Annotated in this window: 18 protein-coding genes and 2 pseudogenes; 7 read left to right on the top strand and 13 right to left on the bottom strand. The window is 62.1% G+C overall.

The genetic code is table 11. The features are described from left to right. Positions 1–218: 218 nt before the first annotated feature. On the bottom strand, positions 219–1,346 hold the full coding sequence (locus PXJ20_RS24225) for an ATP-binding protein (RefSeq protein WP_421031854.1): 1,128 nt from the start codon (positions 1,344–1,346) through the stop codon (positions 219–221). A gap of 459 nt (positions 1,347–1,805) precedes the next feature. On the opposite strand from PXJ20_RS24225, the gene PXJ20_RS24220 reads away from it, so the two are divergent. The 4 genes and pseudogenes from PXJ20_RS24220 to PXJ20_RS24205 all read left to right on the top strand — a co-directional run bounded on the left by PXJ20_RS24220 (position 1,806) and on the right by PXJ20_RS24205 (position 5,487). Further along, a complete protein-coding gene (locus PXJ20_RS24220; RefSeq protein WP_421031855.1) occupies positions 1,806–3,503 on the top strand; it encodes a methyl-accepting chemotaxis protein in 1,698 nt (565 codons plus the stop codon). Between the two features lie 59 nt (positions 3,504–3,562). After that, a pseudogene (locus PXJ20_RS24215) lies at positions 3,563–3,802 on the top strand (hypothetical protein); the annotation flags it as partial. A 52-nt stretch (positions 3,803–3,854) separates the two neighbouring features. Continuing rightward, complete coding sequence (locus PXJ20_RS24210) at positions 3,855–4,064, top strand: hypothetical protein (protein WP_413215977.1); 210 nt, start codon at positions 3,855–3,857, stop codon at positions 4,062–4,064. Positions 4,065–4,299: 235 nt separating this feature from the next. Further along, positions 4,300–5,487 (top strand): porin, encoded by a 1,188-nt coding sequence (locus PXJ20_RS24205; RefSeq protein ID WP_199540906.1) that lies wholly within the window; start codon positions 4,300–4,302, stop codon positions 5,485–5,487. A 370-nt stretch (positions 5,488–5,857) separates the two neighbouring features. Here PXJ20_RS24205 and PXJ20_RS24200 read toward each other — a convergent pair whose 3' ends face one another. The 4 genes from PXJ20_RS24200 to metC form a co-directional block, all read right to left on the bottom strand. Further along, complete coding sequence (locus PXJ20_RS24200; RefSeq protein ID WP_421031856.1) at positions 5,858–7,009, bottom strand: branched-chain amino acid ABC transporter substrate-binding protein; 1,152 nt, start codon at positions 7,007–7,009, stop codon at positions 5,858–5,860. A gap of 110 nt (positions 7,010–7,119) precedes the next feature. Continuing rightward, a complete protein-coding gene (locus PXJ20_RS24195) occupies positions 7,120–7,962 on the bottom strand; it encodes a VOC family protein (protein ID WP_277598679.1) in 843 nt (280 codons plus the stop codon). A 9-nt stretch (positions 7,963–7,971) separates the two neighbouring features. Continuing rightward, positions 7,972–9,291 (bottom strand): NAD(P)/FAD-dependent oxidoreductase, encoded by a 1,320-nt coding sequence (locus PXJ20_RS24190; RefSeq protein WP_421031857.1) that lies wholly within the window; start codon positions 9,289–9,291, stop codon positions 7,972–7,974. 115 nt (positions 9,292–9,406) lie between these two features. Beyond that, positions 9,407–10,567, bottom strand: a complete 1,161-nt coding sequence (gene metC / locus PXJ20_RS24185; protein ID WP_421031858.1) for a cystathionine beta-lyase — start codon at positions 10,565–10,567, stop codon at positions 9,407–9,409. Between the two features lie 305 nt (positions 10,568–10,872). On the opposite strand from metC, the pseudogene PXJ20_RS24180 reads away from it, so the two are divergent. Further along, positions 10,873–10,995, top strand: a pseudogene (locus tag PXJ20_RS24180) (MBL fold metallo-hydrolase); the annotation flags it as partial. Positions 10,996–11,079: 84 nt separating this feature from the next. Here the strand turns inward: PXJ20_RS24180 and PXJ20_RS24175 are convergent. Then, positions 11,080–11,733 carry a protein phosphatase CheZ gene (locus PXJ20_RS24175; protein ID WP_421031859.1) on the bottom strand — a complete coding sequence of 218 codons (654 nt, stop codon included), beginning with the start codon at positions 11,731–11,733 and terminating at the stop codon, positions 11,080–11,082. A 136-nt stretch (positions 11,734–11,869) separates the two neighbouring features. Then, positions 11,870–12,199 carry an EAL domain-containing protein gene (locus tag PXJ20_RS24170; RefSeq protein ID WP_421031860.1) on the bottom strand — a complete coding sequence of 110 codons (330 nt, stop codon included), beginning with the start codon at positions 12,197–12,199 and terminating at the stop codon, positions 11,870–11,872. A 987-nt stretch (positions 12,200–13,186) separates the two neighbouring features. Here PXJ20_RS24170 and PXJ20_RS24165 point away from each other — a divergent pair. Both PXJ20_RS24165 and PXJ20_RS24160 read left to right on the top strand, forming a co-directional pair. Then, complete coding sequence (locus PXJ20_RS24165; protein WP_413215353.1) at positions 13,187–14,860, top strand: methyl-accepting chemotaxis protein; 1,674 nt, start codon at positions 13,187–13,189, stop codon at positions 14,858–14,860. A 16-nt stretch (positions 14,861–14,876) separates the two neighbouring features. Continuing rightward, entirely contained in the window at positions 14,877–15,419 is a 543-nt protein-coding gene (locus tag PXJ20_RS24160) for a chemotaxis protein CheW (RefSeq protein WP_421031861.1), read from the top strand. Between the two features lie 89 nt (positions 15,420–15,508). Here PXJ20_RS24160 and PXJ20_RS24155 read toward each other — a convergent pair whose 3' ends face one another. Genes PXJ20_RS24155 through PXJ20_RS24130 form a run of 6 tightly spaced genes read right to left on the bottom strand, consistent with a single transcriptional unit; the run spans position 15,509 to position 22,484 of the window. After that, positions 15,509–16,585, bottom strand: coding sequence for a protein-glutamate methylesterase/protein-glutamine glutaminase (locus PXJ20_RS24155; protein WP_126876990.1), 1,077 nt, complete (start codon positions 16,583–16,585; stop codon positions 15,509–15,511). A gap of 12 nt (positions 16,586–16,597) precedes the next feature. Beyond that, positions 16,598–17,407: a CheR family methyltransferase gene (locus tag PXJ20_RS24150; RefSeq protein ID WP_126876991.1), complete on the bottom strand. Its 810-nt coding sequence runs from the start codon at positions 17,405–17,407 to the stop codon at positions 16,598–16,600. A gap of 58 nt (positions 17,408–17,465) precedes the next feature. Next, positions 17,466–19,487 carry a methyl-accepting chemotaxis protein gene (locus tag PXJ20_RS24145; RefSeq protein WP_421031862.1) on the bottom strand — a complete coding sequence of 674 codons (2,022 nt, stop codon included), beginning with the start codon at positions 19,485–19,487 and terminating at the stop codon, positions 17,466–17,468. A 52-nt stretch (positions 19,488–19,539) separates the two neighbouring features. Beyond that, positions 19,540–20,073 (bottom strand): chemotaxis protein CheW, encoded by a 534-nt coding sequence (locus PXJ20_RS24140; RefSeq protein WP_126876993.1) that lies wholly within the window; start codon positions 20,071–20,073, stop codon positions 19,540–19,542. A gap of 18 nt (positions 20,074–20,091) precedes the next feature. Further along, positions 20,092–22,164, bottom strand: a complete 2,073-nt coding sequence (locus tag PXJ20_RS24135) for a chemotaxis protein CheA (RefSeq protein ID WP_421031863.1) — start codon at positions 22,162–22,164, stop codon at positions 20,092–20,094. Then, the gene (locus tag PXJ20_RS24130; protein ID WP_126877088.1) at positions 22,161–22,484 is read right to left on the bottom strand and encodes an STAS domain-containing protein; all 324 of its coding nucleotides are present in this window, start codon (positions 22,482–22,484) and stop codon (positions 22,161–22,163) included. The genes PXJ20_RS24135 and PXJ20_RS24130 overlap by 4 nt, the downstream gene beginning before the upstream one ends. Positions 22,485–22,502: the final 18 nt, after the last annotated feature.

The raw sequence follows: 22,502 nt of genomic DNA, 5'->3' as shown, positions 1-22,502 counted from the left end.
GGCAACAACGCCGCATCGTCCGCGAATGAGCGAATTTTCTGCGTTCCATTGGTCTGTGACTTCACCGACTCCAGGAGGCAGGTGCCCACCCGTTGTCATTTAAACCGAGGGCACACGGATCATCGCCTCGGCCGCCGCGCTCGCGCAAAGCTTTTACGCGCAAGCTGTCTCCATCGCCGGATCGCCTCGACCTTCCACGCTGCGTCGGATCATCGCCCTCAACCGGAAAGCGAAGGCAAGCTCGGCATGTGCACGGTAAAGCTGGTTCCGCGTTCCGATGATGCAACGGCTATGGTTCCCTGATGTGCGCTGACGATGCAGCGGCAGATATAGAGGCCGAGCCCAATGCCCGCAGCGCTTCCGCTCCGCTCAGGCGAATTCGCCCTCGTGAGCGGATCGAACAATGTGGGCAGTGCTTTCTCCGGGATGGGATTGCCTTCGTTGGAGACGACAATGGTCACGTGCCCCTCGCGGCCATCGGCTTCGACGACAACTCCGCCAGAGCCATAGCGGGCCGCGTTCGTCAGCAGGTTGACCATCAACTGGCTGATCCTGGCGCCGTCCCATCGGCCCCGCAGATCGCCCGCAAGACGCACGTCGATAGTGGCGTCAGGGTAGGACGCCCGCACTTCGTCCGCGGCGTCGCCACAGATACGCCCAATATCCTGCGACGCAAAACTGACCGGCAGCGTGTCGCCCAGCCGTGCGCGGGTGAAAATCAGCAGATCGTCGATCATCTGCTTCATGCGCGTTGCGCTGCGCTGGATGAACGCAATCGCCCGTACGCTGCCGGAAGACAGACCGTTGTCATGCAGCAGCACTTCGCCTGCATTCAGTATCGCCGCCAGCGGCGAGCGCAGGTCGTGGGCCAGCACGCCGTTAAACAGGTCGCGGCTGCGTTCGGTCTGGGCCGCATAGTGCCGCACCGATTCAGCCAGTACCTGATCAATCGCTTCATTGAAGCGGATCATTTCCTGGAACGCCGCGGCACCTTCGGGCGAGGTCGTGTGCCAGTGACGTAGCACCGTGGCGCGCAGGGCGCGGAATTCCGCCACCACGTCGTTGATGCCAAAGCCATGCGCCAGGCGGTCCTCCGCGTGATGGTGTGCCCCGCGGTTGAACTCCGATTGCGGGGCGCGATCGTCGCCACGGGATTTGGCTTCCTGTTGCACCGCGTTCTGTGCAGTTCGCATGTCCGCTGCAATTGCCGTCAGAATCTCGGCAGCAGAATTTCGTAACTGGCTTTCGGAAAGAAGCGTGTCCTCCTGGCTGATGGCCAGGGCGTATTCCGCCCAGGCGTCGATCAAACCGTCAAGGTCGGCCTCAATGAAGTCTGCAAGTTTCATTTGACTGCCCCTCTACAGGTACGCGCGTTGCGAATGGTCGTGCGTCACGGTTGAGCGTTGCGGGACGACCCAGCCGTGCCGTTCCGGGATACGAGTTTACCTGTATTCGGCTGCGGCATATGCCACCGCTCGTGCCCCCTGCGCGACGGAGCCCGCAGATCGCATGGCCTGCGCCTGCGCCGGCGTCTTGCCGCGGACGATAGCCGTCCGGGCGGCGAAGCGACAGCAGCGCCGTTTGCGGCGTGGGATAAGTGCCAGAACAGGTCTTCGGAACACTGGGCGTCGACACGTTACCGGCAGGCCTTGATCGGTAGCAGGCGCCGCTGCAGCGCTTCAACCGGGCGATTCCGTATTTCTGGTAAATGAGCACAGCGCTCTGGCGGCAAGGGTTTACCCTGATATCAGTTCAGGTAGACCGGACAGGACCGATATATGGACTGTCACCCTGGAGATATGAACATGAAATATTTAGGTTCGCTACGTATTGGCACCCGCCTTAAAGTGGGCTTTGGCATTGCCCTGCTTCTGTTGCTGATGACAGGCGGTCTCGCCATGTTGCAAGCCTCAAGAATCTACGGAGGGACGCGTGAGATCGCCGGAAACTGGCTGCCCAGTGTTCAGACGCTGGGCGATATCCGAGCCTTGGCGAACGGCGTACGCCGGGCTAGCTTGCGATCGATTATGGAGAGCGATGTAACAGCAAAGCAAAGTCAGCGCGCTCAGCATGACGCTGATCTGTCGTCTTTTAACGCCGCGATGGCCGCGTACGAGAAGCTGGTGTCCTCGCCCGAAGAACAGCAAATTACGGACAACCTAAAAAATGCGTGGTCCGCATACACGACGTCTGACGCGAAACTGCTTGAGCTTTCCGAATCGGGCGATGCCGGGTTCGCTGCGGCCAGAACACTTGCAACAGGCGAGTCGGCGAGGCTTTTCACTCAGGCACTGCGGCTGATCGAGCAGGACGTAAAGCTGAATCGGGCTGGCGCAGCCGACGCCAAGGCCGAAGCGGAGGTCAACTACCATACGACGATCGTTTTAACGGGCGTTCTGTGCGCGGCTGCCCTGCTGTTGTCTGTTGTGGTGGCATGGCTGATTACCCGTTCCATCGTCACGCCACTGGGTCGGGCAGTCGGCATTGCTGAGACCGTTGCGCGGGGCGATCTGACGTCCGACATCGAAGTGTCCGGTACCGACGAAACGAGCCAACTGTTGCACGCGCTGAAAAACATGAACGAGCGTCTGCTGGATGTTGTGAGCCGCGTCCGCTCAAGCAGCGAAAGCATCGCTAGCGGTTCCGCCCAGATTGCCGCAGGCAATACCGACCTGAGCCAGCGTACCGAAGAGCAGGCTGCATCGCTGGAGGAAACGGCGGCAAGCATGGAACAGTTGACTGCGACGGTCAAACAGAATACCGAGAACGCCCGTCAGGGCAACGCGCTCGCCGGCAATGCATCGGAGGTAGCAGCCAGAGGCGGGCAGGTGGTGGCACAGGTGGTTGATACCATGCACGACATTTCCGCCAGTTCGGCCAAGGTTTCCGAAATCATTGCGGTCATCGAGGGCATCGCGTTTCAGACGAACATCCTGGCGCTGAATGCCGCGGTTGAGGCCGCGCGGGCTGGCGAGGAAGGCCGCGGCTTCGCCGTTGTGGCGAGCGAGGTACGCGGCCTCGCGCAGCGTAGCGCGTCGGCGGCCAAAGAAATCAAGGAGCTCATCAACCAGTCGGTGGCCAAGGTGGAGGCCGGTACGTCGCTCGTTGACAATGCGGGCGCCACGATGAAGGAAGTGGTCGACTCGGTCAAACGTGTCACCGACCTCATGGGGGAGATCGCATCCGCGTCGGTCGAGCAGCATACCGGTATCGAGCAGGTCAACCAGGCGGTCATACAGATGGACGAAGTCACGCAGCAGAATGCGGCGCTTGTCGAGGAAGCTTCCGCCGCTGCGCAGTCGATGGCATCGCAGTCGAGCACCCTGCGCGAACTCGTTTCGATCTTCCGCCTGCCGGACTCCATCGCAGGTTCTGCAAGCCTGCCTATGCGCGCGACTGTGGCACAGCGGCGGCCGGTGTCGACGGCGAGGAACGCTGTCCGGCACAGAAGCGAGACGCCGCTTGTCGCGAACGAAAGCAAGCCGGCCTGGCAGGCGTTCTAGCGTGCGTTAGCCACTTTTGGCGGAATGAAAAGAGCCAACCGCAGCGCTACCCGACTGATGTGTCCGACAAAGATTGGGGTTTCGCGGCACCTTATCTGATGCTGGTGGACATCAGCGCACCGCAGTGCAAGTGCGAACTGCACGAGATGTTCAATGCGTTGCGCTGGAGAGTGCGTGCAGGGCCGCCAGGGCCAGCTGGCGGTTGATACCTTGGGGCAATTGCTGGCTGTGCTGTGACACCTGCCAACGAACAGGAGCGGGCGCACGTTGGTGAGCGTGCGCGTCAGGTTCAGCAGGCCGCAGCAAATCGCACATTGCATCACGTGCGCACTGCCGCCACGACCGACGACCGTGAGCCGACGGCGTGCGCATTCTGTCCATCATGGGCTGTCTTTCTCGCTGGTCTTTTCGTTCGCAGCGCTGCCGGCGCTGCTCGCCATTCCCATGTTCGACGACGACCTCCGTACCGGCATCGTGCTCGGTACCGTCATGGCGCAGCCTTGGGAAGAGGGTGGCGATGCCGAAGAGACACTTCATGAGTTGTTCCTCGTGGCGCCTTGATGTGCCGGTCGTCGATTGTCGTCAGCACGACATATGCCAATGGCCTCAATGCGCCCTCCTTCCAGTAAGTTCCCGCTCGCGACAGATTGGTTGCTATTTATCAAGGTAGCCTGAGATAGCCCTGCCTCGTTGCATGGCAGCAACCGACAGATTCCGCTCCGATGCCACCATACTCGCCGTCCGCCGATGCGGTTTTGTTAACGCAACGAAACTTTAATAACAGGGAGAAAGCTCCATGAAAAGCAACCTCAAAAAAACCCTAGTCGCCTTCGGTGTGTTGGGTGCATTCAGCGCGGCAGCGCATGCACAGAGCAGCGTGACGCTCTATGGCTCGCTCGACGCGGGTCTTGCCTATGTGAACAACGCGGGCGGGCACAGCCTGTGGGCGCAGTCCAGTGGCCTGATGTCCAATACGTACTTCGGCCTGAAGGGCGCGGAAGACCTGGGTGGTGGCCTGAACGCGATCTTCAAGCTGGAATCCGGATTCAACCTGAATAACGGCCAGTTCAGCCCCGGCTATTTCACGGGTCAGTCTTCGGGCATGTTCACGCGCCAGGCTTACGTCGGCGTGCAAAGCCGTGACTACGGCACCGTCACGCTGGGTCGCCAGTACGACACCTTCACCGACTACCTATCGCCGCTTGGACTCGCAGGTCAGGCCGGTGGCATCAACCTCGCCGCCCACCCGTTCAACAATGACAATATCGGTGCCGAGTATTCGTATCTGAATGCGCTCAAGTATCAGAGCACCAATTACGCCGGCTTCAGCTTCGGCGGCATGTACAGCTTCAGCAACCAGGCCGGTGCCTTTGCCGACGGTCGTCAGTGGAGCGTCGGCGCGGGTTATAACCGCGGGCCTCTGAAGGTTGCCGCCGCTTATAGCCAGATGAGCAACCCGGGCGTCAATGCCAATATCGCATCCAATTCCGTACTCAATTCCGGTCTGTTCACTGTTAATGGTACGAGCAGTGGGCAACTGGCCGGCGTGCAGCGCACGGTCGGTGTCGGCGCCAATTACGCGTATGGTCCGGGAACGGTTGGGCTGCTGTGGACGCACACGCGCCTGCAGGACCTTGGCAGCGTCGGTTCGGGCGTGAACATGCGCTTTGACAACGTCGAGCTTAACGGCACCTATGGATTGACGCCGGCGCTGGCGCTCGTAGGCAACTACACGTATACGTGGAGCCGCCTGTCGTCCGGCGACACGGGGCTCAGCCCGAAATGGCATTCGGTCACACTCGGCGCCGACTATTCGCTGAGCAAGCGCACCGATGTGTATCTGGCGAGCGTGTACCAGCATTCGTCGTCTGAGAACGTGAACGGCGTTTCGTTCGCTGTCCCGACCTCGATCGGCGGCATCATTCCGTCTTCGAGCACACAAAACCAGGTGGCTGTGACCACCGGCATTCGCCACCGCTTCTAAACCGGTGTGAGCAGCGCTACCCCGGGTCGGCGTAGCGCTTGCGACGGGCACGTCAGCCAGGTTCACGGCAGACGTGCCCGTTTTGCATCATCAGCTCCCTGTCGACCTCCAGTTCGACGGTGGGCAGATGCATCGTAGTGCCTGCAATGGCGGCATTTATCCAGGAACTGCTCGTCGCGGGAACTGATCTGCGCGGTTAGCGCAGTAATCCCGGAGGCACGTCAGTTTCCGCCTGGCGCCGAAGTGCGACTGGGCGAGTGGCATTGAGGCGGGCCAGCAAATGCACGGTCTCAGGCCGAGGCTCCCCGACCAGGTAGCGTTTCTTGAGGGCGTCTCAGCCGTCTTGGTCGTACGGCTCTGCGCTGTCCAGTCAGCGGGCCGAACTCGTCACCGTTTGCCACGCGCCGTTCTTCACCTGATACAAGGTGCAGACCGCATGGTTCAGGTCGCCTTTGCGGTCGAACGAGACCATTCCCGTCAGGCCGTTGAAATCGAGCCCCTTCAGCGCCTGAGAGATGTTTGCGGGCTCGACGGATTTCGCTGTCAGCATCGCTGCAATCGCCATTCGTGTGCCGTCGTACGCGAACGGCGAGTAGGGAAGCGGGTCGCTGCCGAAACGCGCCTTGTACCCGTTCGCGAAACCACTGCCGCCCGGCAGGCTTTGCAGCGAAGGCCCGTTTTCCCAGGCCATTGCCCCGTCGGCTGCCGCTCCGGCCAACTTCAGGAAATTGGTGTCCGCAACCCCTCCGCCAGCCAGAAACTGCGCATCCACTCCGAGCTGCTTCATACGCTTGACGATTAACGCACTCTGCGTGTCGAGCCCGCCGAAGAACAGCAGATCCGGGTTGAATGACTTGATGTGGGTGAGCTGCGCGCTGAAATCTACCGCCTTGTCGTTCGTGTATTCGCGGTCGACGATCGTGCCGCCGGCGGCGTTTACCGCGCGGACGAATTCGTCTGCTTCGCCTTCACCAAACGCAGTCCGGTCATCGAGCACCGCAATGCGCTTCGCCTTCGTTACCTTCACGGCATAAGCACCCGCGTTGCCGGCATTCTGCGCGTCGGTGGCGATGATGCGAAACACGTTGGCATAGCCGCGTCCCGTAATCGCCGGATTCGTCGCGGACGGCGTGATCATCGGAATTCCCGCACGTTCGTATAGCGTCGAGGCCGGCAACGTCGTGCCGGAATTGAAATGGCCTATCACGACGGCCACGCCGTCATCGACGAGCTTCTGCGCGACCTGCACGGCAGTACGAGGGTCGCTCTGGTCGTCTTCGTGAACAATTTCCAGGTGCACGTCGTTTTCGCCGATTCTCAGGTGTCGTGCGTTCGCTTCTTCAACCGCCATTGTCACGCCGTTCAAGATGTCTTTTCCGTAGCCGGCGCCTTCGCCGGTCAGCGGGCCGACAACGCCAATCTTGACCGTGACGGGTGACGCGTACGCAAGGTTGCCCGACACGCCGACGATAAAGCCCGTCAAGAGGGACGACAGCAACCGTGACTTTCGTTTGAAACACATGGTCGACTACTCCGTTTGAGTGGTTAAAAATCGGACTACTAATTGTTGTCGCGCGATTGCTGCCGAACGATTCCAGGCCCGGATCGAACTCCGGGCGCGAATTGCGTCACTCAGGCATGGGCTGCATTTCCGCGCTCGACAAAGCGCAGCACCGCTCCGTGCGCAACAGATCCGTCCACCACCACATCGCGCGCGCTTCGCGTGGACTCGATGCCGGCACGGCGCAGTACATCGACGAGCCGGTCCAGCGACTCGACCGTGAACGCAAGCTCGGAGAACTTCGGCCCTGCACGGAACGCGTCTTCGTGCGCGGCATGTTCGATTCGAACGTCGACATTCCCGCAGCGGATCAGGCAGCTCGTATCGGCGAGGCACATCGCGCTCGCTGCGAGCACGCGTTCGTATCGATCGACCGTCGTTGCAAGCTGGGCGGCCTCAACCGAAATCGTTATCCCCGCAAGGCCCGTTACGCCATTTGCATGCAGCGTGCCGCCGGGCGGATAGACGAGTTCCGGCGTCAGATGTTCGCACGCAAACACGCGGCCGCCCGGTGTGTATGCGACGTCGACCTGCGTGATCCGGAAGCTCGCATCCGCAGTGCCGCTATCCGTTGAGACGGGCCGCGAAAAACCCACAGGCGGCTCTGCCGGAACGCCGGCCGCACGCCAGTCGCGATACAGCGCGTCCGCGCTGTCGGTCGCGACCACCATGGCGGCGGCGCCATCGCCGCGCTCAAGAAAGTCCGAGAAGAACGCCGTGACAGGATGTGGCCGGCGAACCGTCAGCAATTCGAGATAGCAGCCGGCGAACATGGCGCAATGGTTCTCGGAGCCCATGGTGTGGTAACCGCGCGGCGTGAGGGAGAACCCCATCCGCACGAAGTCGTCGCGCGCGGCATCGAGATCGCGCACGGCGATGACGAAATGATCGATGCCGGACAGATGTCGTGTCATGGGAGGTGCCTAATCGCGGTGGTCTTTCCAGCGGTAATAGAGCATCGCGCCGATCGCAACTCTCCTGACGAGCGCGTGCGCCGTGATCGTCCGCAGCGTGGAAAACGGCAACTTCGATGCGCGCTCGTCCCCCGTGAGCGCGACATCCACAAGCTCGGGGCCGACCGCGGTCGATAGTGCGACGCCGCGCCCATTGCAGCCATACCACGTGTACAGCCCATCATCGAGCCGCACGAAGCGAGGCATCCGGTCCGGGGTGACCGCGAAGTCGCCATGCCAGAGATATTCGAAACGAAGCGGCACGTCGTTTAGTTGGCCAAACATCCGTCGCACTCGCGCACCAATGCGCAGCGGTAGCCGGCGCTCATAACCCATTGGTACGACGAGCGCGCCTCCGGTTACAAGCCGCCCCTCGTGATCGAAACGTGCGAAGTGAAGATCGGACTGCGTATCGGACATCGCATGATCGAACGGCAGGATCGTGGCGCGCATATCTGCGGGCAGCGGCTGGGTCGCCATCTGATATGAGCGCATGGGCAGCAGCGCGTTCGCGATGCCGGGCCACGGCGCGTGGGCGGAGCGCCCGCTGTAGCTGTGCGTGGCAATGACGACCCGGCTCGCATGCACGGACGCATCGCCGTGTGCCGCCACCCAGTGAGCACCCTGCCGCGTCAGCGACGACACGGGTGTGTGCGTATGGATGCAAGCGCCGGCGTCCTGCGCCGCGCGCGCCAGTCCGCGGACGAATGCGAGCGGGTTCAGGTGCCCGCCCGTCGGGTTCTGCCAGCCGCCGTGCCAAAACGACGAGCCGGTCAATTCTGCGGTACGGTCACGATCCAGCAGTTCTACATCGACACCGCGACGCCGCCACTGGTCGACGCGCGAGCGGGCGAGGCCGAGGCGGCTCGCGCGGTGTGCAGGCTGTATCCATCCCGCCTGCACGGCCGCGCACGCTATCCGGTGCCGACGCACGAGATCGAACACGGTATTCGCAGACTCGCCGATCAGCGAGACGAGTGCTTCGCCCTTGTCCGCGCCGTATTCCGCAACGATCGCATCCGGATCGGCGCGCGTCATGGCCGGAATCACTTGCCCGTTGTTGCGGCCCGACGCGCCCCATCCAATTTCCGTTGCCTCCAGCACGATGACCCTGGCTCCACGCTCTGCCGCATGCAGCGCAGCGCTGAGGCCCGTGAAACCCGCGCCGATGACCAGCAGGTCCGCGAAGTACGTGCCAGCCGGCAGCGGTGTGGTGGGCACGGCGGGAGCAGATGTGGCCGCCCACAGCGATGGAGGCATGCGGCTCGGGTCGAGACTCGCGTCAGACATGGCAAATCCCCCGTGTGGAAGGGTTCCGGTGCTTTTGCATGAATATGTCTTCCGGAAAATGGTTCGTTTCCCTGAACTTTCGTGAGGCCGGTTCGCATCCGTTGCTACAGCACACTCAAAGCTGCGCTTGCGCGTTGCGCAACGCTTCGCGCATGTCGGCGATGAGGTCGTCAACGTTTTCCAGGCCAGCGTGGATCCGCAGCACGTGGCCGCGGTGCGGCCAGGGGCGCACGGACCGGCGCAGGACAGGCTCGGACAACAACGCCAGGCTCTCGAAGCCGCCCCACGAAAGCCCGATGCCGAACAGTCTGAAGCTGTCCATCAGGGCCGCGAGCGCGACACGTGGCATCGGCTTGAGCGCGACGCCGAACAGTCCGCTCGCGCCCGTGAAGTCGCGCGTCCAGAGCTTGTGCCCCGGATCGTCGGGCAGCGCAGGATGCATGACGCGCTCGATCAACGGATGCCCGACCAGACTCTGTGCGAGCTTCACTCCATTGGCCCAATGCTGCCTCAGACGCACATCGAGTGTCCTGATGCCGCGCAAGGCGAGATAAAGATCATCCGGGCCTGCGGTCTGGCCGCAGTCGTGCGCACCCTTCGCCAGAGTGGGCCATGCGGCTTCGGTTGCTGTCGCTACACCGAGTAATGCGTCCGAGTGGCCGACGATGTACTTCGTTGCGGCCTGAATCGAAACGTCCACGCCATGACCCAGCGCGTTGAAATAGAGCGGGGAAGCCCATGTGTTGTCCATGATTACCGTTGCGCCTGCGCTCTTGGCGACCTCGGCGATAGCCGGAATGTCGAGAACCTCGAAGGTCCATGAACTTGGCGACTCGACGAAGACGACGCGTGTATTCGGTCTGAAGTCTGCGCGGATGCCGGCGCCCGCCAGCGGGTCGAAGAAAGTCGTTTGGATACCGAACCGTGTCAGCACGTTCTCCGCGAACTGACGCGTCGGTCCGTATACGGCGTCGCTCATCAGCACGTGGTCGCCGCTCCGGACGAATGCCAGCAAGCTCAGGGCGCACGCGGACAATCCCGATGGGAACACGATGCTGCGATAGCCGCCTTCCAGGTCCGCGACCACATGCTCGAAGGAGCGTGTGGTCGGCGTGCCGAAACGTCCGTAAGACGCTGTGGGATTGCCGGGCTCCTTGCGGCTGTCCCATTCGGCAAGCGATGCGGCGACGACTGTCGATCCCCGATGAACCGGCGTGTTGACCATCCCCGAGAAACAGGCGGGATTCCGCCCGCCATGGACGAGGCGGGTTTGCACAGAAGATTTGCTTGCGTGGACAGCCATGCGTTTCCTTGTTGAGTCTGAAGCCCGCAGGCGGGCAACCGGCGAGCGACTGCCTGCCAGCAGCCGTGCTCGCCCGGCTCCCACATATCGGACAGTGCGGTCGATGGAGGAATCATATCGCTCTGACAGGAGAAGCCAATTTCAATATTTTTTATAGCTTCGCCGCTTTGGAGAATTTTTTTCTAGCTGCTGGGCGCGCCGATCAACATGCGGTCGTCCCAAACGCGGCGCCCACGTTGTTGCTGAACGCGATGCCTGCCTCGACGGGCACGGCGAGTGACGTCGACGTCGTGCTGATCAGCGATGGTGTTCCGCCGTTGCCCACCTCCACCCTATCCGCGAACGTGAGCGAAGCGGACCGAAGCCGATGGTTCGAGGGTCGCCTCCTGCAACGCGACATGAATGGCACTGCAGTTGCGGCAATACCGGAAGATGCGAGCGTGAGTGCCGCTTCTGCGTTTGAATTGCGCCGCATGTAACGGCAGTCAGAACCCGAGGCTTGCGAGCAGATCGTCAACCTCAGATTCGTTCAGTTTTTCCAGCGCCGGGCGCTCACGTTGCTGAGATGGTTCGCCCCCTATCGATGGCGATGGCTGAACCTCACCCGACGCAGCGATGCGCGCAAGCGTTTCAGGCGCCACGTTTTCGAGCAGCACGGCAAGCAGTTCCCTTTCGATCACAAGGATGATGTCCAGGACTCTGCGGATCACTTGTCCCCCCAGATCCTGAAAGTCCTGCGCCATGAGAACTGTGAGCAATTGGGTATTGGTCGAACTGGCCGTGTCCGACACCTTCGAGAGGAATGCCCTCGTGTCGTTCAACAGACGAGGCACCTTGTCGCCTCCGCCAGGCACGGCGTACCACTGCGCCCATCGGGCGCACAGCGCTGCGGCCAGTTTCTCGAGCTCATCCTGAAGCAGTCTGGCCGAGTCGATCGCGTTCAGCGTGCAATCGGCACGCTGCTCGAAAACAGAGGCCACGTATTGAAGACCATCACGGGCTTCGGGTACCACCTCTGCGGCAAGCAGCACGCGCCTGTCGAGACCGAGTTCGCGCAGCGAATCGTGCAGCACGCGAGTCAACTGCCCAACCCGGGAAAGCGTCCGTTCGTTCGCTTGAGCATCGGCAGCGCCTTGCATATGAGTCTCTATTGACGGTTTCATTTCTACATCGCGCTTTCGCCACGACATCAAGAATTTTTCGGATCGTCACCCAGGCATCGCCGCGTCTGGACGTTGCCCATGGCGGTTGGCGGATTTCGACGCTAACACATCGTTATCCCTCGGCGAAAGAAACGGCCATTACCTGCGCCTCGTCCGTGTCTCGCTTTCCGGAACGCATGCCCGTTGGCACGACATCTACAAGATTGCATGACGCAAGAACGCCCTGGAGGTCACGCTCCGGTTTCGGCTCGCTGAACAGATAACCCTGAACTTCGCCGCATCGTTCGATGCCAAGCAGTTCCAATTGGGCAATGGTCTCCACGCCTTCAGCCGTGCTGCCTATGCCGAGACTGCTGCACATGCCCGTGACAGCGCGTACGACGGCGAGTGATTCAGGCCGCTGCTCAATCCCGCTCGTGAACGCCCGGTCGATCTTTAGCATGACACTTGCCTTTCTCTTGTTCGAAGCGCCACCCGCCAGGCACTTCGGCAATTCCTGGACGAACGGCGCTTGCGCTTACATCGACAGCAGGGTGTGGAGCCCAAAAAAAAGCCCGCCGTGGCGAGCCGAACCATATCTATGGAGATATGGAGGAGACAACCCTTCAGAAGATGCAGCGCTGGTGGATCGGAATCTCCCACACAGCCAGATGCACCTGATTATCAGGAGACCATTCGGAAACAACTTGACGCATATCAATTGAGACGAACGTGACGCAGGAGGGGCATCTGATGGCTGGCCAGCCGCGAAGCGGCACTCCAGAGCACGCAGACACAGCACCTTTTGCGTGAACTGGCACGAAATCTCATTGCTCCAGGTGTTGCTGACGTACGTGGCGGATGCTAGCTGTCTCTTTCATACCGGACGAACTCCTCACCGACCTTGAGGGACTTTCGAGACGGAACGTTCCAACCGAAACCTCTCGCGCATTAGCTTGAGAGACGGTCTGGTTGTGTCGCGAACCCATCTTGCGGCCGTCCATAACAGCGCAAGCCAAACGTGGCGGCACGCTGCCGAAACTCGCTTGTTTTAACCCGTTAGACCATTTTCAATAAAAAGGCGACCGCACAGGACGTACTAAAGGAGGGCGCGTCCAATTTGCCGTTTTTCAGCCTCGCCTGATTATTTTCCTTATTGAAATCGTAATGATGCAGATTGCATTTTGAGCGGGGAAAAGGTGTCAATACGATCGCCTCTGACGCAACGGCCAGGGAATTTGCGCAAACACAGGTGGTAAATCATTCCCCTCCAGGCGTTACAAAGAATTTTCCGGATCAGGGATTAAGACGTAGTTGTCTCTAACCGATATCCACGTTTATACGCAGGGCTCGCATGACCGAGATGAGCGTGATGCTCGCGATTTAATCCGTCCCCGAAGTCGCGACTGACGTAAGCCCTGCTGAATCCCTTTTCCAAGGACACTTTCATATGCTTGGCAATATCAGGATAGGCATCCGCCTTGTAGCCGCCTTTCTCGTCGTCGCTTCGGCCAGCGGTATCGTTGGCATGGTAGGCATCAGCAACGCCGGCAAGATCAACGATCTTGCCGATCACATGTACAGCAACGAAGTGCTCGGCGTGTCTTACATCAAGGAAGCCAACATCGACCTGATTTACATCGGACGAGCTCGCGGCAACGCGCTGCTGGCTACCACGACGGAAGAACGCGCGAAGTATCTCGACATAATGAACAAGTCGGTCGACTTGTTGAAAAACAACATGGACAAGGCGCGCCCGCTCATGACCTCGGAAAAGGGCAAACAGCTGCTGGACAGCTTTTCCCGAACCTGGGACGCCTACCTGCGCGACCAGGCGACGCTCGTCACGCTGATCAACGCGAGCAAACTGACCGCGCGCGATCCCGCGCTCACGGCGGCGATGGCAACGGTGCGCGAAAAGGCCACCGTGCTGGACGACACAATGACCGACCTCGCTCAGGTGAAAGAGGCCGCCGCGAAGCAGGCATCCGAAGACACCACCGCGCTGTACGAGCAAAGCCGCTCGCTGATGATCGGCACGATTGCGGCTGCTCTGGCGTTGGGCGTGCTGCTCGGCTTCCTCATCAGTCGCGGCGTCAGCAAGCCGCTGGGGCAGGCGTTGGAGGCCGCCAACCGGCTCGCCGAGGGCGACCTCACGGTTCGCATCGAATCGAAGAACAAAGACGAGGTTGGGCAACTGCTGCGGGCGATGCAAAACATGATCGCGAGGCTGTCCAACGTGGTTGGCGAAGTCAATAGCGGGGCGGAGGCACTGGCAGGCGCGGCCGAGGAGGTCAGCGCGACCGCGCAATCGCTGAGCCAGGCTTCGAGCGAACAGGCAGCTGGCGTCGAGGAGACGAGCGCGTCGATCGAACAAATGACGGCATCGATCACACAGAACACCGATAACGCGAAAGTGACCGACGGTATGGCGCAGCAGGCCGCGAAAGAAGCCGCGCACAGCGGGGAAGCGGTCAAGGCAACGGTCAGCGCCATGAAGCAGATCGCGCAGAAGATCGGCATCATCGACGACATCGCTTATCAAACCAATCTGCTGGCGCTGAACGCCGCCATCGAAGCGGCGCGCGCGGGCGAACACGGCAAGGGCTTCGCCGTGGTGGCGGCCGAGGTGCGCAAGTTGGCCGAGCGCAGCCAGGTGGCCGCGCAGGAAATCGGCACTGTGGCGGGCTCGAGCGTCGAACTGGCCGAGAAGGCTGGCGCACTGCTCGATTCGATGGTGCCCAACATCAAGAAGACCTCGGAACTGGTGCAGGAGATCACTGCTGCCTCGGAAGAGCAGTCGTCCGGCGTTGGGCAGATCAACGTGGCGGTCAGCCAGTTGAGCCAGACCACGCAACAGAACGCCTCCAGCTCCGAAGAACTGGCAGCGACCGCGGAAGAGATGAGCAGCCAGTCGGAGCAGTTGCGGCAGGCAATGACCTTCTTCCGCCTGGCAGCGGGCGCCAGCACGACGCGCGCGAGCGATGCCGGCAGCGCCCGCAGCTCGACGGCGCACACGCGTGCGCGCAGCGCCGCAAAGCCGGCCGGCGGCCTGGCGTTGGCGCCAGGGCTCGCGTTCGTCAGCACGGAGATGCCCGACGAATCACAATTCGCGAAGTTCTGATGGGGGGAGCCGGATCATGAATCAGACTCCCGCTACTGCCGAACCGCGGGCGCAGGTCAACGCGCCCGAGACCGTGGACATCGCCGAGCCAGCCCAGGTGTTGACTTTCATGCTGGCCGGCGAAGCCTACGGGCTTGGCATTTTGTCGATCAAGGAAATCATCAGCTACACGGCGATGACAACCGTGCCGATGATGCCGGCGTTCGCGCGCGGCGTCATCAATCTGCGCGGCGCGGTGGTGCCGGTCATGGATCTGCTGGCGCGCTTCGGCAAGCCCTCGTCCGAGGTGACGAAACGCACGTGCATCGTCATTGTCGAAGTGCAGGTTCAAGGCGAACGGCAGGATATCGGCATCGTGGTCGATGCTGTCAACGAGGTGCTCGATATCCCGGCCTCGGACATCGAACCGCCGCCCGCGTTCGGCTCGTCTGTCCGAACCGAGTTCATTCAAGGCATGGGCAAGGTGCGCGGCCGGTTCGTCGTCCTGCTCGCCTTGCAGCACATGATGTCGGCAAACGACATTGCAGCGCTCCAGACCGCGGCCGAAACCGCACATTGAAATGGCAAGCGCCATCGAGCCGCAACGGCGAATGCCGTTGCGGCTCGATGCGTTTACACGTTGAAGTGGTGTGCCGCGTCGCGCCGCGCTCAAGCGCGGTGAGCTTGCACCAGCACGATTTCCTGACTGATCGCGGATAACGGGATGACCTTGTCGACGCCACCGCGTTTGATCGCTTCCCGAGGCATGCCGAACACGACGCAGCTTTCTTCGTCCTGCGCGAGCGTACGCGCGCCGGCGACATGCATCTCGGCAAGCCCGGCCGCGCCATCATCGCCCATGCCGGTCATGATGATTCCGAGCGCATTGCGGCCCGCGCTGCGGGCGACCGAGCGAAAGAGCACGTCCACCGAGGGGCGATGGCGATTGACGAGTGGCCCGTCGATGACGTCGACGAAATGCTGTGCGCCGCTGCGCCGCACGGTCAAATGCTTGCCGCCGGGCGCGATCAGCGCGCGTCCTTGCGTCACGCGATCGTTCGGCTCGGCTTCCTTGACCTCGATCTCGCAAATCCGGTTGAGACGCTCGGCAAAAGCAGCCGTAAACTTTTCCGGCATGTGCTGCACGACTACGATGCCGGGGGAGACGCGCGGTAGCGCCGTCAGTACGACTTCGAGCGCCTGAGTGCCGCCCGTTGACGTGCCGATTGCCACAATGCGTTCGGTCATTTGCGACAGCGCGCCCGGCATGCCCGGTGGCAGCACCACATCCGCCGTATGTTTCGGGACCGGCACGGCCGGGGGATGCCGGCGGGCGAGCCGCGCCGCATTCACGCGCGCTGCGGCGCGAATCGTCGTGGTCAGCTCGTCGGCGGCTTCCAGCAGAAACTGCTTCAGACCCAGCCGCGGCTTGGCGACCACCGACACGGCGCCTGCCGCCATGGCGTCGATGGTCGTGCGGGCGCCCTTTTCGGTGAGCGTCGAACAGATGACGACGGGCGTCGGCCGTTCCGCCATGATCTTCTTCAGGAACGTAATGCCGTCCATACGCGGCATCTCGACGTCGAGCAGGATCACGTCCGGCCAGCCGTGCGCGAGACGGCTCATCGCAGCGATCGGATCCGGAACCGCATCCATCACCTCGATGCCGGCCGCTGTCAGCATGCCGGAAACCACCTGTCTGACGACAGCGGAGTCGTCCACGATCAATACGCGGATTCGAGTCATCGTTGCCTCCCCTCAATGCCCGGCGCGGCCGGGTTTGCGAAAGATCGAAGGGGAAACCGGGATCAGGTCGACCCCGAGATCGTGCAGGCTTTCCGAGTGCCCGATACAAAGATATCCGTCGGGACGCAATAGCGATGAGACGCGCTGAACCACCTCGCGTTTCGTCGCCGCGTCGAAGTAGATCATGACGTTGCGCAGGAACACCACATCGAAGCGCCCCAGATCGGGCAATGGCGCGACAAGATTGGCCTGTGCGAAACGCACCTGTTGGCGCAGCCCGCGTTCGACGAGCAGCGTTCCTTCTTGTGCACCCGTTCCGCGCAGGCAAAACCGTTTCCGGTAATCGACCGGCATCTGGCGCGCGCGAATATCGGGGTAATGCCCGCGCTGCGCGGCCTGCAGCATGCGTGTGCTGATATCTGTGCCGACCACTTCGAAAGGCCGTCCCGCAAGCCGGTCGGCCAGCACCATGGCGATGCTGTATGCCTCCTCTCCACTGGAGCAGGCCGCACTCCAGGTGCGGAACACCGGTGCCCGGACTTCGGATGCAACCGTGCCCAGAAAGTCGAAGTGCTTAGGTTCGCGAAAGAAATAGGTTTCGTTCGTGGTCAGCAAATCGATTGCGATCTGCCGCTCTGCGCGATGCGCGTCGCTGGAAACCAGCGCGAAGTACGCGCCGTAGCTGTCGAGCTGGCAGGCCCGCAGGCGCTTGGCCAGCCGGCCGCTGACGAGTGCCTTCTTTGCCGGCGCAAGACTGATTCCCGCTGCATCGAAGATGAATGACTGGAACTGCCTGAACTCGGAATCGGTGATGGTTTCCATCTGCCCTCGCTATTGCGCGTCGTCCGGCATGCGGCAGAGCGCATGCCGGTGGCGCCGATCAGTAGGAAACGAACTGCGCTTCGTCGAGATGGAACGCCGGCTCGTCGTCGCTCTCGTGCGCTGCATGCAGTGGCATCTGGCGGAGCGACGCGCGAGGTTTGGCGATCGTGGCGACGGGCGCTGCCGGCGTGCGGCGTGCCGCAGCGGGGCGGACCGTTTTGCCGGAACGAATCTTGAAAAAGCTCATCGTCTGCTGCAGTTGCGTGGTCTGGGTATTCATCGTTTCCGCCGTCGCAGCCAGTTCTTCGGAGCTCGAAGCATTTTGCTGAGTGGTTTGACTCAGTTGCGCAACAGCGCTGTTGATCTGGTTGACACCCGCGGATTGCTCTTCGGACGATGCCGTGATTTCCTGCACGAGGTCGGACGTCTTGCGGATGTTCGGCACCATCTGGTCGAGCAGATGTCCCGCCTTTTCCGCGAGTTCGACACTCGAAGCCGCCACGTTGCCGATTTCCTGCGCGGCCACCTGGCTGCGCTCGGCCAACTTGCGCACTTCGGCCGCCACCACGGCGAAGCCCTTGCCGTGTTCGCCCGCGCGCGCCGCTTCGATGGCGGCATTCAACGCCAGCAGATTGGTCTGGTAGGCGATGTCGTCGATGATGCCGATCTTCTGCGCGATCTGCTTCATGGCGCCGACCGTCGCCCTGACTGCGTCCCCGCCTTCGTTCGCTTCGTTGGCTGCCTTGCTCGCCATACCGTCGGTCACGCGCGAGTTCTCGGTGTTCTGGGAGATCGATGCGGTCATCTGCTCGAGCGAGGCACTCGTTTCCTCGACGCTGGCGGCCTGCACGCTGGCGGCCTGCGAGAGCGACTGCGCTGCCGCGCTGACTTCTTCCGACGCGTTCGCCAGCGACATCGCTCCGCCGTTCACCTCGTCCACCACTTCGGCCAGCTTGGTCGCCGTGCTGTTCACGCTCTCGCAAAGCGCCTTCAACTGCCCTTCGAACGCGGTGCTGGCCGTTTGCGTCAGGTCGCCGCCTTCGATGGCCTTGAGCACGCGGCCTGCCTCGTTAAGCGGCTCGATCACGGCGTCGAGGGTCTGGTTGATGCCTTCCACGATGCGACGGAAATCGCCCTGGTGCGCGCTCGCATCGGCGCGCGTTTCGAGCCGGCCGGCGCGAGCCGACGCGACGAGCGCGGCCGTGTCGGTGATGAGCGCCTTCAGATTGCGGCGCACCTGCTCGATCGTTTCGTTGATGAATGCCTTCTTGCCGGGGAACGGTTCGAGCGGCGCTTCGAAGTTGCCGCGTCCGAATTCGGCCACGCAGGCCATCGCCTTCTTCTTCACCGCGATGTGCCCGCCGACCATCTTGTTGATGCCGTCGGCCATGGAGCGGAACGCACCGTCGAAATTCTCGGAGGCGATCATCACGTCGATATCGCCCTTGTCGTGCTCGGCCGACATCCTGTTCATCTCCGCGATGATGCCGTTCAGATTGCGGCGCACCTGCTCGATCGTTTCGTTGATGAATGCCTTCTTGCCGGGGAACTGTTCGAGCGGCGCTTCGAAGTTGCCGCGCCCGAATTCGGCCACGCAGGCCATTGCCTTCTTCTTCACCGCGATGTGGCCGCCGACCATCTTGTTGATGCCGTCGGCCATGGCACGAAAGTCTCCCTTTACATGGGAGAGGTCGATCGTCACGTCGATGTCACCCTCGTTGTGACTCTGCGACATCCGCGTGAGCTCGTCGTTCAATGTGCGCAGCGTGGTTCGCGTTTCGTCGAGCGCGGCGATGAGCGCATCGCTCGCCAGGTGCTCGTGGGGCGTCGCGACGTTGACCTTGCCGGACGCGATCTCGAGCGCCATCTGACGCGCGAGCGCGATGCGGCGTGCCGCGGCGCGGTCGAATGCCGTGCAGGCGACGACGGCGGCCAATCCGATAACGATGGACAACCCGATCGTGACGACCGGCGGCAGAGCATGCAATGCGCCGAGGATAGCGATGATGGCGAGTGCAATTGCGCTCGTTGACGCGCACAGCCAGAGGCGGCGCGAGGCGAAGGAATGGCTGGAGTTCATGATGTTTCCTGGAAGACGGGCGAAAGCGAAGAGCGGATTCAATACAACGGTTCTATGCGAGCGCGGGGGCTGCAAGCTGCTGCTCTCCTGCGAGCGCGGCCAGTTCGTCGATCGCGAGAACGTCCTCGACGGAAAGCAGAATCACAAAGCGATCGCGCACCTTCGCCATGCCTGCGATGAAATCGGTGCGCATTTGCGCGCCGAACGCCGGCGCGGGTTCAATGTCGCTCGCTGTGATGTCGAGCACTTCGCTCACCCCATCGACAACCACGCCGATCACGGGAATTTCACTGCTCGTGCCCAGCTCGACGATGACGATGCAGGTGCGTTTGGTAACAGGCGTGGGCTGTCGCCCGAAGCGCGCCTGCAGATCGACGACCGGCACGACGGCGCCGCGCAGATTGATGACGCCCCGCACACAGCGCGGCATCATGGGCACCGGCGTCACCTCGTGGAATTCGATGATTTCCTTGATGGTCAGAATGCCAATGCCGAACATCTCCCCGCCAAGCAGAAACGTGAGGTATTGCGCCGAGCGCTGCGCCGCATCGGGCGAGAGGATCTGGGGCTGTGTCAAGCGAGTCATGGGGCGGATCCTCAGGGCCTAACAGGTTGCGAGAGCCGGGCTCCCGGAGTTCGACCCCATGGGTCCGGCCATTGCCATCAAATCGGCGATGTCGAGAATCAGGGCGACGTCGCCGCTACCAAGGATGGTCGAGCCGCTCACGCCGCGCACTTTGCCGAACACCTTCGACAGCGGTTTGATGACGGTTTGCCCTTCACCCAGGAGCCGATCGACAAGCAGACCGAAACGTTGCCCGGCATGCTTGACGACGACGATGTTCGGGCGCGAACTGACCGGACCCTCCAGTTCGAAACGCTCACGCAGTCGAATGAAAGGCAGCACTTGCCCACGCAGATCCGTGTAGTCATGCACGCCGCTCGACGAGAATTCGACGCACTCCTCGACGGCGTCCAGCGGCAGGATGAAGATCGAATCGCCGACGCAAACCTGAAAGCCGTCGATGATCGCGAGTGTGAGCGGCAGCCTTACCGAAATCGTGGTGCCGAGCCCCGGCCGGCTATCGATGCCGATGCTGCCGCGCAGCGCGGTGATGTTGCGCTTCACCACGTCCATGCCGACACCGCGCCCCGACAGGTTCGTGACGCGTTCGGCCGTCGAAAAGCCCGGCTCGAAAATGAGCGCATAGACTTCGTCGTCGGAGAGCGCGGCATCCGGTGGGACGAGCCCGCGCTCCACCGCCTTGGCGAAGATGCGATTCCGGTCGAGCCCGCCGCCATCGTCGCTTACTTCGATCACGATAGAGCCGGAATCATGGAAGGCATTCAGCGTCACCGTCCCTTGTTCCGGCTTGCCGCGCGCGCGGCGAATGTCCGCCGGTTCTATGCCGTGGTCCATCGAATTGCGAACGAGGTGCGTCAGCGGATCGCCAATCTTCTCGACCACCGTCTTGTCGAGTTCCGTGTCCTCTCCCTCGACGATCAGATCGATGCGCTTGCCGAGTTCCTGCGCGACGTCATGCACCACGCGGCGAAAGCGGTTGAACGTCGCGCCGATTTTGACCATGCGCAGTTGCAGCGCGCTGTCCCTCACTTTCTGGATCAGGCCATTGAGCGTTGCCGCGGATTCGCGCAGCTCGGTGTTCTGCGTCTTGCGTGCGGCAAGCTCTGTGCTTGCCGATGCCGTAATCAGTTCGCCGACGAGATCGATCAGGTGGTCGAGCTTGTCCGCGTCAATGCGAATCGAGTGTGAGTCGGCGGATTTGTTCTCGCGCGCGGCGCTGCCGCTGCGCGCAGGCGCTGCGGCGGCAGCCGTTGCGCTCTGGCCCGGCAAGGCGTCCTCCACCCTCGAGACGGCGTCGGCTGGCGATTCGGCCACCGGTTGCATCGGTGCGGCCGGTGGCATTGCGATTTGCTCGCTATCGGTCTGGATTTTCAGCTCGCAGTCCTCACGGACGAACTCGAATGCCCCTTCGATAGCTTGCCGACCCGCGTCGCTGAGCAGCTCGATTTCGAACCCGAGAAAACAGGCTTCGGGATCGAGCACGTCGAGCGACGGAACGCGGTCGCCATTCGCGCACACCTGGGTGACCTCGCCGAGCCGGGCGAGGTAGTGGATGATCGAGAGCGGGTCCATCCCGTTGCGCAACACAGGCTCGCCGCATTGCAGCGAGACAAGCCAACGCTGCATGCCTGACGCCGCGGCCGCTTCAGCACGGTCGTCCGTTGCGATATCGGACTTCGGTTGCGCCGTATGCTGCGGCACCGAGAGATAGCGGCCCAGCGCATCGACGAGCGGCTGCGCCTGTGCGAGCAGCGCCTCGTCTGCGCAATTGCCTGTTTCCGCCGTGAGCTCCACGAGCAGGCCGATGTGATCGCCGCACGAGAGCAGCAACGAGATCAGCGGTTCATCGATGCCGATCTCGTTGTCCCGTACGCGGTCGAGCACGCTTTCGACCACATGCGTGAACGCTACGATGCCGTCGATGCCGAAGAGTCCAGACGATCCTTTAATCGTATGCGCCGCGCGGAAAACGGCGTTGATTTCGTCGCCCGGGTCGGCGCTCTCGCGCATGCTGAGCAGGCCGCTTTCCATCATCCCGAGCAGCTCGCGGCTCTCGGCGATGAAGGTCTGCAGTGCGTCGTCGATATTCATAAAGCTTGCTCCTGAAGCGCCGAAAGCGTTTGGGCCGGCGATTGCGCCTGCGTCAGTGTCTGGGGCAGGCCGAGCAGCGCGAGTGTCGTTAGCACGACATCACTTGCAGCGACGAATTCACAGACCTGTTGGCGCTCCGCAGCACGGCGCTGCGCGGCGATGAGCAGTTGCACGCCGGCGCAGTCGATTTCGGGAACGGCCGACAAGTCGAAGCGCACGCAGCCGCTGCGCTCCAGCGCATCGAGCATGAACTCCTTGAGTTCCGCGGCGTGATAGATCGTCATCGGCACGTCGATCGGCGCGGTATAGGTGGCATCCATCGCAATGACTCCGGCTTC

It is taken from the genome of Paraburkholderia sp. A1RI_3L (genome assembly GCF_048957895.1).
GTDB classification, from domain to species: Bacteria; Pseudomonadota; Gammaproteobacteria; order Burkholderiales; family Burkholderiaceae; genus Paraburkholderia; species Paraburkholderia kururiensis.
Note: the sequence above shows the minus strand (reverse complement) of the source record. Positions and strands in the feature narration are given on the sequence as shown.